13 protein-coding genes are annotated in these 15,526 nt (G+C 56.9%); 5 read left to right on the top strand and 8 right to left on the bottom strand.

Going from position 1 to position 15,526, the window contains the following annotated elements:
* Nucleotides 1-47: 47 nt before the first annotated feature.
* Complete coding sequence (xseA, locus tag ACOT0L_RS15940) at nucleotides 48-1,421, bottom strand: exodeoxyribonuclease VII large subunit (RefSeq protein ID WP_126503552.1); 1,374 nt, start codon at nucleotides 1,419-1,421, stop codon at nucleotides 48-50.
* Nucleotides 1,422-1,579: 158 nt separating this feature from the next.
* On the opposite strand from xseA, the gene guaB reads away from it, so the two are divergent.
* On the top strand, nucleotides 1,580-3,046 hold the full coding sequence (gene guaB / locus ACOT0L_RS15935) for an IMP dehydrogenase (protein ID WP_003860601.1): 1,467 nt from the start codon (nucleotides 1,580-1,582) through the stop codon (nucleotides 3,044-3,046).
* Nucleotides 3,047-3,114: 68 nt separating this feature from the next.
* Nucleotides 3,115-4,692 carry a glutamine-hydrolyzing GMP synthase gene (gene guaA, locus ACOT0L_RS15930; RefSeq protein WP_006811514.1) on the top strand — a complete coding sequence of 526 codons (1,578 nt, stop codon included), beginning with the start codon at nucleotides 3,115-3,117 and terminating at the stop codon, nucleotides 4,690-4,692.
* A gap of 102 nt (nucleotides 4,693-4,794) precedes the next feature.
* Here the strand turns inward: guaA and ACOT0L_RS15925 are convergent, their stop codons facing one another.
* Entirely contained in the window at nucleotides 4,795-5,148 is a 354-nt protein-coding gene (locus ACOT0L_RS15925; protein ID WP_063146749.1) for a helix-turn-helix domain-containing protein, read from the bottom strand.
* Between the two features lie 334 nt (nucleotides 5,149-5,482).
* Here ACOT0L_RS15925 and ACOT0L_RS15920 point away from each other — a divergent pair, with 334 nt between their 5' ends.
* A complete protein-coding gene (locus tag ACOT0L_RS15920) occupies nucleotides 5,483-6,658 on the top strand; it encodes an efflux RND transporter periplasmic adaptor subunit (RefSeq protein WP_126503554.1) in 1,176 nt (391 codons plus the stop codon).
* Between the two features lie 23 nt (nucleotides 6,659-6,681).
* Nucleotides 6,682-9,834 carry a multidrug efflux RND transporter permease subunit OqxB gene (gene oqxB, locus ACOT0L_RS15915; RefSeq protein ID WP_063152704.1) on the top strand — a complete coding sequence of 1,051 codons (3,153 nt, stop codon included), beginning with the start codon at nucleotides 6,682-6,684 and terminating at the stop codon, nucleotides 9,832-9,834.
* Between the two features lie 66 nt (nucleotides 9,835-9,900).
* On the opposite strand, the gene ACOT0L_RS15910 is transcribed toward oqxB, so the two are convergent.
* The 3 genes from ACOT0L_RS15910 to ACOT0L_RS15900 form a co-directional block, all read right to left on the bottom strand.
* A complete protein-coding gene (locus ACOT0L_RS15910; RefSeq protein ID WP_003860591.1) occupies nucleotides 9,901-10,380 on the bottom strand; it encodes an RrF2 family transcriptional regulator in 480 nt (159 codons plus the stop codon).
* A gap of 167 nt (nucleotides 10,381-10,547) precedes the next feature.
* Nucleotides 10,548-11,936 carry a sensor histidine kinase gene (locus ACOT0L_RS15905; protein ID WP_126503555.1) on the bottom strand — a complete coding sequence of 463 codons (1,389 nt, stop codon included), beginning with the start codon at nucleotides 11,934-11,936 and terminating at the stop codon, nucleotides 10,548-10,550.
* Complete coding sequence (locus ACOT0L_RS15900; RefSeq protein WP_038416495.1) at nucleotides 11,936-12,613, bottom strand: response regulator; 678 nt, start codon at nucleotides 12,611-12,613, stop codon at nucleotides 11,936-11,938. The genes ACOT0L_RS15905 and ACOT0L_RS15900 overlap by 1 nt, the downstream gene beginning before the upstream one ends.
* Before the next feature lie 205 nt (nucleotides 12,614-12,818).
* Between ACOT0L_RS15900 and ACOT0L_RS15895 the strand changes: the two genes are divergently transcribed.
* Entirely contained in the window at nucleotides 12,819-13,655 is an 837-nt protein-coding gene (locus ACOT0L_RS15895; protein ID WP_126503557.1) for a MipA/OmpV family protein, read from the top strand.
* Between the two features lie 130 nt (nucleotides 13,656-13,785).
* On the opposite strand, the gene ACOT0L_RS15890 is transcribed toward ACOT0L_RS15895, so the two are convergent.
* The 3 genes from ACOT0L_RS15890 to ACOT0L_RS15880 all read right to left on the bottom strand — a co-directional run bounded on the left by ACOT0L_RS15890 (nucleotide 13,786) and on the right by ACOT0L_RS15880 (nucleotide 15,337).
* Nucleotides 13,786-14,532, bottom strand: coding sequence for an alpha/beta fold hydrolase (locus ACOT0L_RS15890; protein WP_063148297.1), 747 nt, complete (start codon nucleotides 14,530-14,532; stop codon nucleotides 13,786-13,788).
* A 10-nt stretch (nucleotides 14,533-14,542) separates the two neighbouring features.
* Nucleotides 14,543-15,010: a DUF6130 family protein gene (locus tag ACOT0L_RS15885; protein ID WP_126503559.1), complete on the bottom strand. Its 468-nt coding sequence runs from the start codon at nucleotides 15,008-15,010 to the stop codon at nucleotides 14,543-14,545.
* Nucleotides 15,011-15,166: 156 nt separating this feature from the next.
* Nucleotides 15,167-15,337: a YfgG family protein gene (locus tag ACOT0L_RS15880; RefSeq protein ID WP_017383512.1), complete on the bottom strand. Its 171-nt coding sequence runs from the start codon at nucleotides 15,335-15,337 to the stop codon at nucleotides 15,167-15,169.
* Nucleotides 15,338-15,526: the final 189 nt, after the last annotated feature.

Below are 15,526 nucleotides of genomic sequence, written 5' to 3'. Positions count from 1 at the left end.
TATTAAAAAAGGCAATAGCAGCAGTATAGTTTGTAACCGGCGAAGATTTATCCGCTTTTACGCTGACGCGTTTTTTTCACCGGTTTGATCTCTTTCACTTCACTCTCGACCCAGCCGTCAGAAAGCCGGGTGGTGAGCACATCCCCTGCTTTAACCTGCTTCGTCTGCTTCAGCACTTTGCCGTCCGTCGCGGTGGTCACGCTATAGCCGCGGGCCAGCGTGGAGAGTGGGCTGACGGCTTCCAGATGGGTGACCGCATTGCCAAAACGCTCGCGGGTGGCGCTCAGGCGTGAGCGGATATTTTCCGCGAGGCGGAACTCAAGCTGCTGGATCCGCGTTTGTGCGCGATAAATCTTTGGCTGCGGATTCTGCTGGTTCAGACGCTGAGTCGTGCGCTGCTGGCGCGATATCGCTTTCTTAAGCTGGTTATCCAGCGCGAAGTTCATCCGCTGACGCAGACGCTCCAGTACGGTTTGCTGACGCGCCAGACGCAATTGCGGATGCTGCTGTTGCAGACGATGATGAAGCTGGGTAAAGCGGCGGGTACGGTTGGCGAGGAAGTAGTCCATCGCCATCTCCAGGCGCTGCTGCCCGTTCTGGATCTGGCGCAGCAGCTCCTGCTGATTACGGCTGACCACCTCTGCCGCCGCGGACGGCGTGGGCGTGCGTAAATCCGCGACAAAATCGGCTATCGTCACATCCGTTTCATGGCCGACGGCGCTCACCACAGGGATAAGGCTGGCAAAGATTGCCCGCGCCACGCGCTCGTCGTTAAAGCTCCACAGGTCTTCCAGCGAGCCGCCGCCGCGCCCGACGATCAGGACATCGCACTCCTGACGCGCATTCGCCAGCTCAATCGCGCGCACGATCTGCCCCGGCGCATCGTCACCCTGAACGGCAGTTGGGTAGATAATGACGGGCAGGGAAGGGTCACGGCGCTTCAGGACGTGCAAAATATCGTGCAGCGCCGCGCCGGTTTTCGAGGTGATAACTCCAATACAGTGGGCAGGTGAGGGCAGGGGCTTTTTAAACTGCTGGTCAAACAATCCCTCAGCCGAAAGCATGGCTTTTAACTGCTCGTACTTCTGCTGCAACAAGCCTTCACCAGCGGGCTGCATGCTCTCGACGATAATCTGATAATCGCCGCGCGGCTCATACAGGGTAATGTTGGCGCGAACCAGAACCTGCTGGCCATGCTGAGGGCGGAACGTCACGCGACGATTGCTGTTGCGGAACATCGCGCAGCGCACCTGAGCGGTGTCGTCTTTTAGCGTAAAGTACCAGTGACCGGAAGCAGGCTGCGTGAAGTTAGAGATTTCACCGCTGATCCAGACCTGTCCCATTTCCTGCTCAAGCAGCAAACGCACCGTCTGATTAAGGCGGCTGACAGTATAAATTGAGGGGGATTGAGAGGATAACATGTGAGCGGGATCAAATTCTAAATCAGCAAGTTATTCAGTCGATAGTAACCTGCTGAGAGGCGATCGCAAGCATTTTTTCAAAAAAGTGTAGATGCAATCGGTTACGCTCTGTATAATGCCACGGCAATATTTAACCACCCAGGTCAGAGATATTGCCCATGCTACGTATCGCTAAAGAAGCACTGACGTTTGACGACGTCCTCCTCGTTCCCGCTCATTCCACCGTTCTGCCGAATACTGCCGACCTCAGCACGCAGTTGACGAAAACCATTCGTCTGAACATTCCTATGCTCTCCGCAGCAATGGACACCGTGACTGAAGCGCGTCTGGCTATCGCTTTGGCACAGGAAGGCGGCATTGGCTTTATCCACAAAAACATGTCTATCGAGCGTCAGGCGGAAGAAGTTCGCCGCGTGAAGAAACATGAATCCGGTATCGTGTCCGATCCTCAGACCGTTCTGCCAACCACCACCCTGCACGAAGTGAAAGCGCTAACCGAGCGTAACGGCTTTGCAGGTTACCCGGTTGTGACCGAAGACAACGAGCTGGTGGGCATCATCACCGGTCGTGATGTGCGTTTCGTGACTGACCTGAACCAGCCTGTCAGCGTCTATATGACGCCAAAAGAGCGCCTGGTGACCGTTCGCGAAGGCGAAACCCGCGACGTGGTGCTGGCGAAAATGCACGAAAAACGCGTTGAGAAAGCGCTGGTTGTGGATGCGAACTTCCACCTGCGTGGCATGATCACCGTTAAAGATTTCCAGAAAGCAGAACGTAAACCGAACGCCTGTAAAGACGAGCATGGCCGTCTGCGCGTCGGCGCTGCGGTTGGCGCGGGCGCAGGTAACGAAGAGCGCGTTGACGCGCTGGTTGCCGCGGGCGTTGACGTGCTGCTGATTGACTCCTCACACGGCCACTCCGAAGGCGTTCTGCAACGTATTCGTGAAACCCGTGCTAAATACCCGGATCTCCAGATCATCGGCGGTAACGTGGCTACGGGCGCAGGTGCTCGCGCGCTGGCGGAAGCCGGTTGCAGCGCGGTGAAAGTAGGTATCGGTCCAGGCTCTATCTGTACTACCCGTATTGTCACCGGCGTGGGCGTTCCGCAGATCACCGCGGTGTCTGACGCGGTTGAAGCGCTGGAAGGCACCGGTATTCCGGTTATCGCGGACGGCGGTATCCGCTTCTCTGGCGACATCGCCAAAGCGATCGCCGCAGGTGCCGCAGCCGTGATGGTGGGCTCCATGCTGGCCGGTACCGAAGAATCCCCGGGCGAAATCGAACTCTACCAGGGCCGTTCTTATAAATCCTACCGCGGTATGGGCTCCCTGGGCGCGATGTCCAAAGGTTCCTCCGACCGTTACTTCCAGACCGATAACGCCGCTGACAAACTGGTACCGGAAGGCATCGAAGGCCGCGTGGCCTATAAAGGCCGTCTGAAAGAGATCATCCACCAGCAGATGGGCGGCCTGCGTTCCTGTATGGGGCTGACCGGCTGTGGTACCATTGACCTGCTGCGTACCAAAGCGGAATTCGTACGCATCAGCGGTGCGGGTATCCAGGAGAGCCACGTGCACGACGTGACGATCACCAAAGAGTCCCCGAACTACCGTCTGGGATCATGATTTTCTTCGCCCGACCTCGTGTCGGGCGATTTATTTAATCTGTTTCACTTGCCTCGGAATTAGCGTCAATGACGGAAAACATTCATAAACATCGCATCCTCATCCTCGATTTTGGTTCTCAGTACACTCAACTGGTGGCGCGTCGCGTGCGTGAGCTGGGCGTTTACTGTGAGCTGTGGGCGTGGGATGTCACGGAAGCACAGATTCGCGAGTTCAATCCAAGCGGCATCATTCTGTCCGGCGGCCCGGAGAGCACCACCGAAGAGAACAGCCCGCGCGCGCCGCAGTACGTATTCGAAGCGGGCGTACCGGTGTTCGGCGTGTGCTACGGCATGCAGACTATGGCGATGCAGCTGGGCGGCCACGTAGAAGGCTCTAACGAGCGTGAGTTCGGCTACGCGCAGGTTGAAGTCGTCACCGACAGCGCGCTGGTGCGCGGTATCGAAGACTCCCTGACCGCAGACGGCAAACCGCTGCTGGACGTGTGGATGAGCCACGGCGACAAAGTCACCGCTATCCCGTCGGACTTCGTGACCGTAGCCAGCACCGAAAGCTGCCCGTTCGCGATTATGGCGAACGAAGAAAAACGCTTCTACGGCGTGCAGTTCCACCCGGAAGTGACTCACACCCGTCAGGGTATGCGCATGCTGGAGCGCTTCGTGCGTGATATCTGCCAGTGTGAAGCCCTGTGGACCCCGGCAAAAATCATCGACGACGCCGTGGAGCGTATCCGCCAGCAGGTTGGTGATGACAAAGTGATCCTCGGCCTCTCCGGCGGCGTGGACTCCTCCGTGACCGCGATGCTGCTGCACCGCGCCATCGGCAAAAACCTGACCTGCGTCTTCGTGGACAACGGCCTGCTGCGTCTGAACGAAGCCCAGCAGGTCATGGACATGTTCGGCGACCACTTCGGTCTGAACATCGTTCACGTGGAAGGCGAGCAGCGCTTCCTGGACGCGCTGAAAGGCGAGAACGATCCGGAAGCGAAACGTAAAATCATCGGCCGCGTATTCGTGGAAGTGTTCGACGAAGAAGCGCTGAAGCTGGAAGACGTGAAATGGCTGGCGCAGGGCACTATCTACCCTGACGTGATCGAGTCTGCGGCCTCCGCGACCGGTAAAGCACACGTCATCAAATCTCACCACAACGTGGGCGGCCTGCCGAAAGAGATGAAGATGGGCCTGGTTGAACCACTGCGCGAGCTATTCAAAGACGAAGTGCGTAAGATCGGTCTGGAGCTGGGGCTGCCGTACGACATGCTCTACCGTCACCCATTCCCGGGCCCGGGCCTCGGCGTACGCGTGCTGGGCGAAGTGAAGAAAGAGTACTGCGACCTGCTGCGTCGCGCGGACGCGATCTTCATTGAAGAGCTGCACAAGGCTGACCTGTACAACAAGGTTAGCCAGGCGTTCACCGTGTTCCTGCCGGTTCGCTCCGTCGGCGTGATGGGCGATGGCCGCAAGTACGACTGGGTTGTCTCCCTGCGTGCTGTGGAAACCATCGACTTCATGACCGCGCACTGGGCGCACCTGCCGTATGACTTCTTAGGCCGCGTGTCTAACCGCATCATCAACGAAGTGAACGGCATTTCCCGCGTGGTGTATGACATCAGCGGCAAGCCACCGGCGACGATCGAGTGGGAGTAAGCCCATAACCTTTCCTGCGAAGTTATAAGCAGGTAAGACTGATAAAACCCTCTGTTTACAGAGGGTTTTTCTTTTGTAACTGATATCCGAACGGGACGTGAATTACTGGCTCATCTGCCGGGATCCACGGCAGCCGATACTGCGTCGCCATGCCCCTGGCGCCTGACCATACTGACGCTTAAAGCTGCGGTTGAATGACTGCTGAGAGTCAAAGCCCAGCGCGATCGCCACGTTCAGAATCGGTTCATCGCTTTGGGCTAAGCGCTCAACTGATTTTTGCAGCTTTTGCGCGCGAATATATTCGGCGAGAGGGGAACCGGTATGTTCTTTGAAGATCCGCTGGAGATGCCATTTCGAATAGCCGGCTCGCCTGGAGACGGTTTCAATGTCCAGGCGGCTATCAAGGTTGTTGTCGATCCAGTCGAGCAAATCGTGAATGAATGCACTCGTGTTCATCTTGCTTCCCCCTACGCCACGCATTAAAAGCATCTTTGTTTGTTGCACTTAAAGGTGGCCCGTTTTGAAATTAATTGCAAGTTTTATTGTTACATTTAAACCCCTTCTAATAACCCGTGATTTACCTTCGTCGCAAATAGCACATAAAGTGCAACAATTATTCTTGCACTTAATTAAGCGCCTTCCTACAATCGCCGCGATAGTGTATTCGCAACTGTTACAGTTTTGTGGCGATGAACGACACAAATGGCCTTAAGCCAGACCGGACAAAGGAAGTGGCGCGGCGCCTCCCGCTGCGTCTTGCCCGGCGGCTACAATAACCGGAATAAAAATAATGAGCCTGCAAAAAACCTGGGGTTACTTTCATCTGAGCGCGACGGGGGTGGTTTTACTCTCCGCGCTTCTCGTCGGGTGCGATGACAGCGTCGCGCAAAATGCCGCACCGCAAGCGCCCGTCGTCAGCGCAGCTGACGTGGTGGTGAAATCCATTAGCCAGTGGGACAGCTTTAACGGTCGCATTGAAGCGGTGGAAAGCGTTCAGCTGCGCCCACGCGTCTCCGGCTACATTGATAAAGTGAATTACACCGACGGCCAGGAGGTGAAAAAGGGCGAGGTGCTGTTCACGATTGATGACCGAACCTATCGCGCGGCGCTGGAACAGGCGCAGGCGAACCTGGCGAGAGCCAAAACGCAGGCCAGCCTGGCGCGAAGCGAGGCTAACCGTACCGATAAATTAGTCAATACCAACGTGGTATCCCGTGAAGAGTGGGAGCAGCGCCGTTCCGCTGCTACCCAGGCACAGGCCGATATTCGCGCGGCGCAGGCGGCGGTTGATGCCGCGCAGCTCAACCTCGACTTCACCAAAGTGACCGCGCCTATCGACGGTCGCGCCAGCCGGGCGCTGATCACCAGCGGTAACCTGGTGACTGCGGGTGACAGCGCCAGCGTGCTCACCACCCTGGTCTCACAGAAGACGGTTTACGTCTACTTCGACGTGGACGAGTCCACCTATCTTCACTATCAGAACCTGGCCCGCAGCGGGCAGGGGGCGTCCAGTCACCACACGGCGCTGCCGGTGGAGATTGGTCTGACGGGTGAGGAGGGCTATCCCCATCAGGGCAAAGTGGATTTCCTGGATAACCAGCTCACGCCGAGTACCGGTACAATCCGCATGCGTGCGCTGCTGGACAACTCACAGCGTCAGTTCACGCCGGGACTCTTCGCACGCGTGCGCCTGCCGGGCAGTGCGGAATTTAAAGCCACGCTTGTTGACGATAAGGCGGTGCTGACCGATCAGGATCGTAAGTATGTTTATGTCGTAGATAAAGACGGGAAAGCGCAGCGCCGCGATATTACGCCGGGGCGTCTGGCCGACGGTTTACGTATCGTACAGCAGGGGCTGAAACCCGGGGATAAAGTCATCGTCGATGGTTTACAAAAAGTGTTTATGCCGGGTATGCCGGTTAACGCGAAAACCGTTGCCATGACCGCCAGCTCCGCCCTCAACTGATCCCTTACCTGAGAATCCAATCCATGGACTTTTCCCGTTTTTTCATCGACAGGCCGATTTTTGCCGCCGTACTGTCGATTCTGATTTTTATCACAGGATTAATCGCCATCCCGCTGCTGCCGGTGAGCGAATATCCTGATGTCGTGCCGCCAAGCGTGCAGGTGCGCGCCGAGTACCCGGGCGCCAACCCGAAAGTGATTGCCGAAACCGTGGCGACGCCGCTGGAAGAGGCGATCAACGGCGTTGAAAACATGATGTACATGAAATCCGTCGCGGGCTCCGACGGCGTGCTGGTGACTACCGTCACCTTCCGTCCGGGTACCGACCCGGATCAGGCGCAGGTACAGGTGCAAAACCGCGTCGCACAGGCCGAGGCGCGTCTGCCGGAAGACGTTCGGCGTCTGGGCATTACGACTCAGAAACAGTCGCCAACGCTGACGCTGGTGGTGCATCTCTTTTCGCCTGGCGGTAAGTACGATTCACTGTATATGCGTAACTACGCCACGCTGAAGGTGAAGGACGAGCTGGCGCGTCTGCCCGGCGTGGGTCAGATCCAGATTTTCGGCTCGGGTGAATACGCGATGCGCGTCTGGCTGGATCCAAACAAGGTGGCGGCGCGCGGACTGACGGCCTCGGACGTGGTGACGGCGATGCAGGAGCAAAACGTACAGGTCTCCGCCGGGCAGCTTGGCGCCGAGCCGCTGCCGAAAGAGAGCGATTTCCTGATCTCCATTAACGCCCAGGGCCGTCTGCATACCGAAGAAGAGTTTGGCAATATTGTCCTGAAAACAACGCAGGACGGTACGGTCGTCCGCCTGCGCGACGTGGCGCGTATCGAGATGGGTTCCGGCAGCTATGCGCTGCGCTCCCAGCTGAACAATAAAGACGCGGTCGGGATTGGTATCTTCCAGTCGCCGGGGGCAAACGCCATCGATCTGTCTAACGCGGTGCGCGCCAAAATGGACGAACTGTCCACGCGATTCCCGGACGATATGAAGTGGGCGGCACCTTACGACCCAACGGTATTTGTGCGCGACTCGATCCGTGCGGTTGTACAAACGCTGCTGGAAGCGGTGGTGCTGGTCGTGCTGGTGGTGATCCTGTTCCTGCAAACCTGGCGCGCGTCGATCATCCCGCTGATCGCGGTGCCGGTATCGGTCGTGGGTACCTTCAGCATTCTTTACCTGCTGGGCTTCTCGCTGAATACCCTGAGCCTGTTCGGGCTGGTGCTGGCCATCGGTATCGTGGTGGATGATGCCATCGTGGTGGTGGAGAACGTCGAGCGAAATATCGAAGAGGGGCTCGCCCCGCTTGCGGCGGCGCATCAGGCGATGCGTGAAGTGTCCGGGCCGATTATCGCCATTGCGCTGGTGCTGTGTGCAGTGTTTGTGCCGATGGCGTTCCTCTCTGGCGTGACCGGCCAGTTCTACAAACAGTTTGCGGTAACGATAGCCATTTCCACGGTGATCTCCGCGATCAACTCGCTGACGCTTTCTCCGGCGCTGGCCGCGCTGCTGTTGAAGCCGCATGGTGCCCCGAAAGATTTCCCGACCCGGCTTATCGATCGTCTGTTCGGCTGGATTTTCCGTCCGTTTAACCGCTTTTTCCATCGCAGCTCGACCGGCTATCAGGGACTGGTAGGGAAAACGCTTGGCCGACGCGGTGCAGTGTTTGCGGTTTATTTGCTGCTGCTTTGTGCCGCGGGTGTGATGTTTAAAGTCGTACCCGGCGGGTTTATTCCGACGCAGGATAAGCTGTACCTGATCGGCGGCGTGAAAATGCCGGAAGGCTCGTCGCTGGCGCGTACCGATGCGGTGATCCGCAAAATGAGCGAAATCGGGATGAATACCGAAGGCGTGGATTATGCGGTCGCGTTTCCTGGCCTGAACGCGCTCCAGTTCACCAATACGCCGAACACCGGAACGGTCTTCTTTGGCCTGAAGCCGTTCGACCAGCGTAAACATACTGCGGCGGAAATTAACGCGGAGATCAATGCGAAAATCGCGCAAATCCAGCAGGGCTTTGGCTTCTCGATTCTGCCGCCGCCGATTTTAGGGCTGGGTCAAGGGTCCGGTTATTCCCTGTATATTCAGGATCGTGCTGGTCTGGGCTATGGCGCGCTGCAAAACGCGGTGAACACCATGTCCGGGGCGATTATGCAGACGCCGGGTATGCATTTCCCCATCTCAACCTACCAGGCTAACGTTCCGCAGCTGGATGTGCAGGTTGACCGTGATAAAGCGAAAGCGCAGGGCGTATCGCTTACCGATCTTTTCGGCACGCTGCAAACCTATCTGGGCTCGTCATATGTAAACGACTTTAACCAGTTTGGACGGACCTGGCGCGTAATGGCACAGGCCGACGGGCAGTTCCGCGACAGCGTGGAAGATATCGCGAATTTACGCACACGCAATGACCAGGGCGAAATGGTGCCGATTGGCAGTATGGTGAAAATCACGACCACCTACGGGCCGGACCCGGTGATCCGCTACAATGGTTACCCGGCGGCGGATCTTATTGGTGATGCTGACCCGCGGGTGCTCTCTTCCGCGCAGGCGATGACGCAGTTGGACGCCATGTCTAAGCAGATCCTGCCGAACGGGATGAATATTGAATGGACGGACCTGAGTTTCCAGCAGGCCACCCAGGGCAATACGGCGCTGATCGTCTTCCCGGTCGCGGTGCTGCTGGCGTTCCTGGTGCTGGCGGCGCTGTATGAAAGCTGGACGCTGCCGCTGGCGGTGATCCTTATCGTGCCGATGACGATGCTCTCCGCGCTGTTCGGCGTCTGGCTGACCGGGGGCGATAACAACGTCTTCGTGCAGGTGGGGCTGGTCGTGCTGATGGGGCTGGCCTGTAAAAACGCGATACTTATCGTGGAGTTTGCCCGCGAGCTGGAAATTCAGGGCAAAGGCATCATGGAGGCTGCGCTGGAGGCGTGCCGCCTGCGTTTACGCCCGATTGTAATGACCTCTATCGCCTTTATTGCCGGGACCATTCCACTGATCCTAGGTCACGGGGCAGGGGCAGAGGTCCGCGGCGTCACCGGGATCACCGTCTTCTCCGGGATGCTGGGCGTGACGCTGTTTGGTCTGTTCCTGACGCCGGTCTTTTACGTGACGCTGCGTAAGTTAGTGACGCGCGGCAAAGCGGAAAGAGAGGTGTTGCCTGCGTAGGACGTAGCAGATAACAAAAAGCCGCCTTCATTGTGAAGGCGGCTTTTTTTTCGCAATCCGTCAGGATTAAGGCGCTTTTTTATGCTGCGTACAGAGTTCCGGCACCGGATCGCACCCGCTGGTATCGGCTTTTTTCACCTCTTCCAGCGCGCTGGCGACGGTATGGCGCGCTAAAACCGCTAACGAAGCCTGCTCCGCTTCATCAGCGATTGATTTGAAGTACCAGCAGGCGTTGGCGCTGACCACACAGCGGGCCGGGACGTCAGGACGGGACGCCCACAGCTTTTTATCTTCAGTGACGGAAAGGTAGATATCACGCAGGGTGATCTCTTCAGCCGGGCGGCCAAGGTGAATAGAGCCGTTGCGGCCAAGCGTGGAGACGATAATGCCGTCCCGGGCGAGAGGAACCATTAATTTGCGGATAAAGCTCGGATTCGCTTCCAGGCCGTAAGCCAGGATTGCACTCGTCGAACGTTCACCCGATTGCTCCGCCATCGCTACGCTGAGAACCATCTGCAAAGCTGTCGGGAAGCGGTAATCTAACATTTTTCTGTCCTGGGTTGCGGTGAATCTTGTTCTTTTTGGCACCGCAGAGGTGAATAATCAGTAAGTAACAATATAACAAATACGGTAATTTTATTGAAGCAATCTGCGGCATACGTGAAGTAACGCTGCGCTGACACATGTCAGGACGTGTAGCGCCGGGTTTACGTTCATGCGAACGCCGGATTCGGGAAATCAACGGTCACCATAAGACCACCTTCGGCTGACGTACTCAGATTGACCCTGCCGTTGTGTTGCTGCGTAACGGCTTTGACGATGGCAAGCCCCAGTCCACTCCCGCTTTGGGTCTGATTAGGATCGCGGAAAAATCTGTCGAACACGCGCTCCCGCAGTTCAACCGGGATACCGGGGCCCGCGTCTGAGACGCGCAGCTGAGCGGACGTATCACGCGATTGCAGTTGTACCTCAATGCGTCCACCCTCAGGGCTGTACTTCACGGCATTCTCAATTAAATTGTCGATCAGCGACACCAGACGTTCCCGAATGCCTGCGACATGGATTTCATCGTCACCGAAGAATTCAAACTCAATCCCGCGTGCCGATGCCAGCGGCTCCAGTGCGGCCATTCGCTCCTGAATAAGCGTTGTCAGCGGCACAGGCTCCATTACCGTGTCGATGTGCGCTTCGCTGTGCTTCATCAGCAGAAGCTGATTGACGAGACGAGCAGCACGGCTATTGCTGCGAACAATGCCTGCAAGCAGCTCCTGCTGGCTTTCGCTGATGACCGAGGACTGCAGCGCCTCGACGTTGATTCGCATCGCGGCCAGCGGCGTACGCAGCTCGTGCGCGGCATCGGCAATAAACACCCTTTCCCTTTCGGCGCTTTCCCGCACCCTGGCGAGAAAGTCATTAATCGCGTCCACCGTCTGGCGCAGCTCCCTGTGCCTGGGAACGGCTTTTAAGGGAGAGAGATCGTCTGGCGTGCGCAATGAAATTTCATTCACTACCCTGTTCCAGGGGCGCATCGCGATGCGGATTGACAGCCACGCGGGAAAAAGAAGAAAAGGAATGCATACCAGCAGCGGCATGACGTAATAGCCGCGCGAGTTCAGGTAGATAAAGAAATTCCAGCTGCCAGCCGGGGTAAAAAGGGTGACTTCAACGTCGGAGCGCGCGGATTTGAGTGTGCGGCTCGTCCAGGTGTGGTCTCCGGTCCGGACGCGCTGCATTTCCCCCAGGCGGCTATTTTTCACCTCCGTTGGCGCGCCACGCGAAGAAAAAATAATCTCATTATGCTTGCGAACGATCAGGTTGATAGCGAGTTCCGGATCTTCACCGCCGCCATACCCCTCCCGCAGCGCCTTGCTGAATGCGGCCAGCACCTCATTACGCGCCTGCGGCCTATCCTCCATGCTCTCTACAAGGGAAAAGAGGGTTGCGTAAGTCTCACTGCCCGTGAGTATTGGAGGGCTGCGCAGGTCCTCCAGCAAAATGAAGGTAAAAAAGAAAAACCAGAGCAACGTAAGCAGCAGCATCTGGGCGACCAGCATTCGCCTGACCAGCGTAGGGAGCCTGAGGCGGTACCAAAAATTACGCATCAACCTGCCGCCTTCTGAACCGGTACGGTATCAATGACGTACCCTACGCCCCGCACCGTTCGCACAAAGCCATCGCCAATTTTTCGCCGCAGGTTACCCATATGCACGTCGAGCGCGTTGCTGAGATTTTCTTTCGTGCCGAATATCCTCTCTTCCAGATACCGCCGCGTAAGCACGCGATCGGCGCGCAGCATTAACGTTTCAAGCAGCGCATATTCGCTTGCCGTCAGCTCAACGTGGCGTGCGCTCACCGTTACGCGACGCGTCGGAATATGAAGCGACAAACCGCGAATTTCTATTGCCTCATTTTCAAAACCGTAACTGCGTCGCGCAAGGGCTCTCACGCGTGCCAGCAGCTCGGCGAGAACAAAAGGTTTGACCAGATAGTCGTCCGCGCCCGCGTCCAGCCCGCACAGGCGGTCCTGCAGCGTGCCTCGCGCCGTCAGGATAATGACGGGGATCCCCCGGAGCTGCTGACGCAGACGCGTCATCAGGCTCATGCCATCGCCATCGGGCAGCCCCAGGTCGAGCAGGATAAGCTCCGGCACGCAGAGCTCAAGCTGATGCAGCGCATCCTCTTTCCGGCGTACCCATATGACATCAAATCCTTGATCTGCAAGGGCGAAACGTACGCCGTTGCCGAGATCCAGGTCGTCTTCAATTAGTAGAATTTTCACAAAGGTAACGGTATCAGCAGTGGATGAAGAACAGCTTAAGAAAAAAACGGTATCAGGAAATCATTTAGCTTTACATAACCAGCACGTGCTTCAGCGTTTCTTCATTTTCGGCTCATAAGAACCTTAGGGAGGGTATTCAGAATGAGCGCGCTGGCGTTTAACACCGCCTGAATCGTAACCATCTGAATCCAAAAGGGCTTCTTTAATGAGAAACTGCAAACTGCGTCACAGGTTCCCCCGTTCACTCATCGGTCGCAGCGTGAAAAGCATCCTGTCGGGGGCCGTCCTGGCGTTACTGGCTACCCCGGCGCTGGCGGCCGGGCAGCGCCAGGACAACGTGTTAACCCTGGGGGGCGGCGTGGATGTTGCGCCACGCTATTCCGGTTCGGATAAGAGCCGCGTTACTGCGGCTCAGGTGGTTGATTACGCGATGGCAAATGGGTTCTTTATCAGTACCACCCGCGGGCTCGGCTACGGCAACCGCGTTGGCAACCTGGATTACAGCGCTGCGCTGAGCTATCGCGCAGGACGTAAGGATCGCGACGTAAGCAGCGATTCAATCGCCTCCGGCAGCGACTACCTGCGGGGGATGGGTGACATCAAAGGCTCGGCCGTCGTTGTGCCGGGGCTGGGGTACAGGATAACTGACTGGCTTAACGTGCAGCTGCAGGCTGAGGTCCCGGTTTCGGAAAGAGACAACGGTGAGGCTGTGCACTTTGGCATTGCCAGCCCGCTCTACACCTCTCCTGAAAACTCGGTGACGCTGGCGCTGACCGGCAGCTGGGGATCCAGCAAGTACATGCAAACGTACTACGGGGTCAGCGCCGCCCAGTCGGCCGCATCGGGTTTTGCCCGACATGATGCCGGATCGGGCATATACGCCTATTCGCTGAACCTGGACTGGACCCATAAGCTCACCTCCCGCTGGAGCCTGCTTGCCGCAGCTGGCGTTACGCAGCTGACGGGAGAGGCGGGCGATAGCCCCATTGTTCAGCGAAAAACGTCTCCTGTGGGAAGTTTGAAGGTGACGTATAGCTTCTGATGGTTCAGTGAGGGCGAAGGCGCGTTTGTGACAAAACCGCACATAACCCCGTTACAGGAGCCGGAAGTACATAAAGCCCGTAGGATGGCGTGGCCCGAAGTCGGACCGTTCATCATGCGGGCTTTTTTTATCACTGTTGACCCGATAACGCCTGTTCAATCGTACGGGTAACAACGTCCGGCTGGCTGACCATCGATACATGGCTTGCCGCAACCTCCGTGGTGTTGGCGTTGATTTTCTTCGCCATTGCGCGCTCAAGCTCAGGATTGATCATCCGGTCATTTTTGCTGACCACATACCAGCTCGGTTTGTCATGCCAGGCGGCATGCGCGACTTTCTCCCCAAACGCATTGGCCTTAATGGGGCTCTGCGTCGCGGCAATCACGCTGCGCTCAACGTCCTTCACGTCAGGGGCAAAATTCTCGCTGACCGCTTTTGTCGGCAGATATAAATACCCCTCTGCCGTTTTAGCGAGGCTGGCGCTCCCTGGCGGAGCAGGGAAGCTATTTGCCAGTTCTGCCGTCGACTGGCCGGAATCCGGCGCAAAAGCGGCAACGTAAACCAGAGACTTCACCCGCGCATTATTGCCCGCTTCGCTGATTACCGACCCGCCCCAGGAGTGCCCAACCAGCACAACGTCGCCATGAGCCCGGGCGATAGCACGCTGCGTGGCGGCGACATCATCTTTCAGAGACGTGAGCGGAAGTTGTACCGCAATGACCTCGGTATGGTGTTTTTGCAGCCGGGTAATCACCTTATTCCAACTGCTGCCGTCGGCAAACGCCCCGTGCACCAGCACCACGCTGGCTTTCGTCTCTGCCAGCGCGCTGGTGGAAACCGCCAGCAGCGCCGCTGTTAATACAGACAATGCTTTCATAACAGGCTCCTTAAAAGTGATGAACCGCCGCGTGGGGCGGTACGGTGAATTCAACGGTTTTATGGTCGATGGGCTTATGCGTCGGGTCGGCAACGATGATGGTTACCTTGTGTTTCCCGGCGGGCAGCCCGACCAGGATCACCGGCTCGCCGCTGGTATCAGCCCAGTGCCAGGGCGCGTCATCCACCACTACGTGAATATGGCCGATACGCGGAATGACTTTCAGCGCGTCGGGTCCAAATACAGGTTCAATGCGCAGGTTTTCGACGCGGTACTGAATAAAGACCGCACTTTTACTCAGCGGTCCCGCCAGCGGTGGGTCGACGATCAGTTTTGCTGGCGGCTGGGGTTTTTCCTGCGGCGCTACGGCGGCCGGGCCATTAACATCAGCGGCGCTCAGGCCATCCAACGGTGCGGCCAGTGCGCCAGCAAAGGACGTCAGCGCAAATACAGGAAGCAGGAAATATCGACGAATCATCTGTGGCTCTCCTCATCAGTTTATTATGGCGAGGGACACAGAAGACCATTTTTATGTATCGGGGATGTTTGCTTTTGCGGGCGTTTTGTACCGGTTTGTCAGCGTAGCGCTCGGGATACAGTGCGATACAGTTTGTCTGCCTGGAGCGAACACGCTTTAGCGCTCGGGCGAATCCACTACGAGGCCTGATTGCTGCGACTGAATTTTGTCCTGATGGTGATACCAGGCGCCAATGGAGGAATAAACAAAGCGGCCAAAGAAAAACAGGAAACTGATGAGCAGTATGATGCGGGTCATCCGGGTGTTAAATCGATGTCGTTTTCGCATACGCGTAGCCTGACTCACTTTCTTTTCCTGAGTATACCCTTTTGGGCGATACGGCTATTAAGGCACAGCCGCAAGTCGGGGTCAATTCAGCGAAATGTAAAATACCGTCAATGCTTACATTAATTTATGTTATTAAAAACAACGCTTTTATTTATCGCATTGATAATTACAGGAAAAATATTCAAATAA

This window comes from Enterobacter cloacae complex sp. XAL002, from assembly GCF_049236805.1.
GTDB lineage: Bacteria > Pseudomonadota > Gammaproteobacteria > Enterobacterales > Enterobacteriaceae > Enterobacter > Enterobacter intestinihominis.
The sequence above is the reverse complement of the archived record's forward strand: the minus strand, read 5'-3'. Positions and strand labels throughout refer to the sequence as shown.

Coding starts and splice junctions, on each gene's coding strand:
- ACOT0L_RS15890 (WP_063148297.1), bottom strand. CDS start 14,532: ATGAAAGCATTGTCTGTATTAACAGCGGCGCTGCTGGCGGTTTCCACC.
- ACOT0L_RS15920 (WP_126503554.1), top strand. CDS start 5,483: ATGAGCCTGCAAAAAACCTGGGGTTACTTTCATCTGAGCGCGACGGGG.
- ACOT0L_RS15880 (WP_017383512.1), bottom strand. CDS start 15,337: ATGCGAAAACGACATCGATTTAACACCCGGATGACCCGCATCATACTG.
- guaB (WP_003860601.1), top strand. CDS start 1,580: ATGCTACGTATCGCTAAAGAAGCACTGACGTTTGACGACGTCCTCCTC.
- ACOT0L_RS15885 (WP_126503559.1), bottom strand. CDS start 15,010: ATGATTCGTCGATATTTCCTGCTTCCTGTATTTGCGCTGACGTCCTTT.
- ACOT0L_RS15895 (WP_126503557.1), top strand. CDS start 12,819: ATGAGAAACTGCAAACTGCGTCACAGGTTCCCCCGTTCACTCATCGGT.
- ACOT0L_RS15905 (WP_126503555.1), bottom strand. CDS start 11,936: ATGCGTAATTTTTGGTACCGCCTCAGGCTCCCTACGCTGGTCAGGCGA.
- oqxB (WP_063152704.1), top strand. CDS start 6,682: ATGGACTTTTCCCGTTTTTTCATCGACAGGCCGATTTTTGCCGCCGTA.
- ACOT0L_RS15925 (WP_063146749.1), bottom strand. CDS start 5,148: ATGAACACGAGTGCATTCATTCACGATTTGCTCGACTGGATCGACAAC.
- guaA (WP_006811514.1), top strand. CDS start 3,115: ATGACGGAAAACATTCATAAACATCGCATCCTCATCCTCGATTTTGGT.
- xseA (WP_126503552.1), bottom strand. CDS start 1,421: ATGTTATCCTCTCAATCCCCCTCAATTTATACTGTCAGCCGCCTTAAT.
- ACOT0L_RS15910 (WP_003860591.1), bottom strand. CDS start 10,380: ATGTTAGATTACCGCTTCCCGACAGCTTTGCAGATGGTTCTCAGCGTA.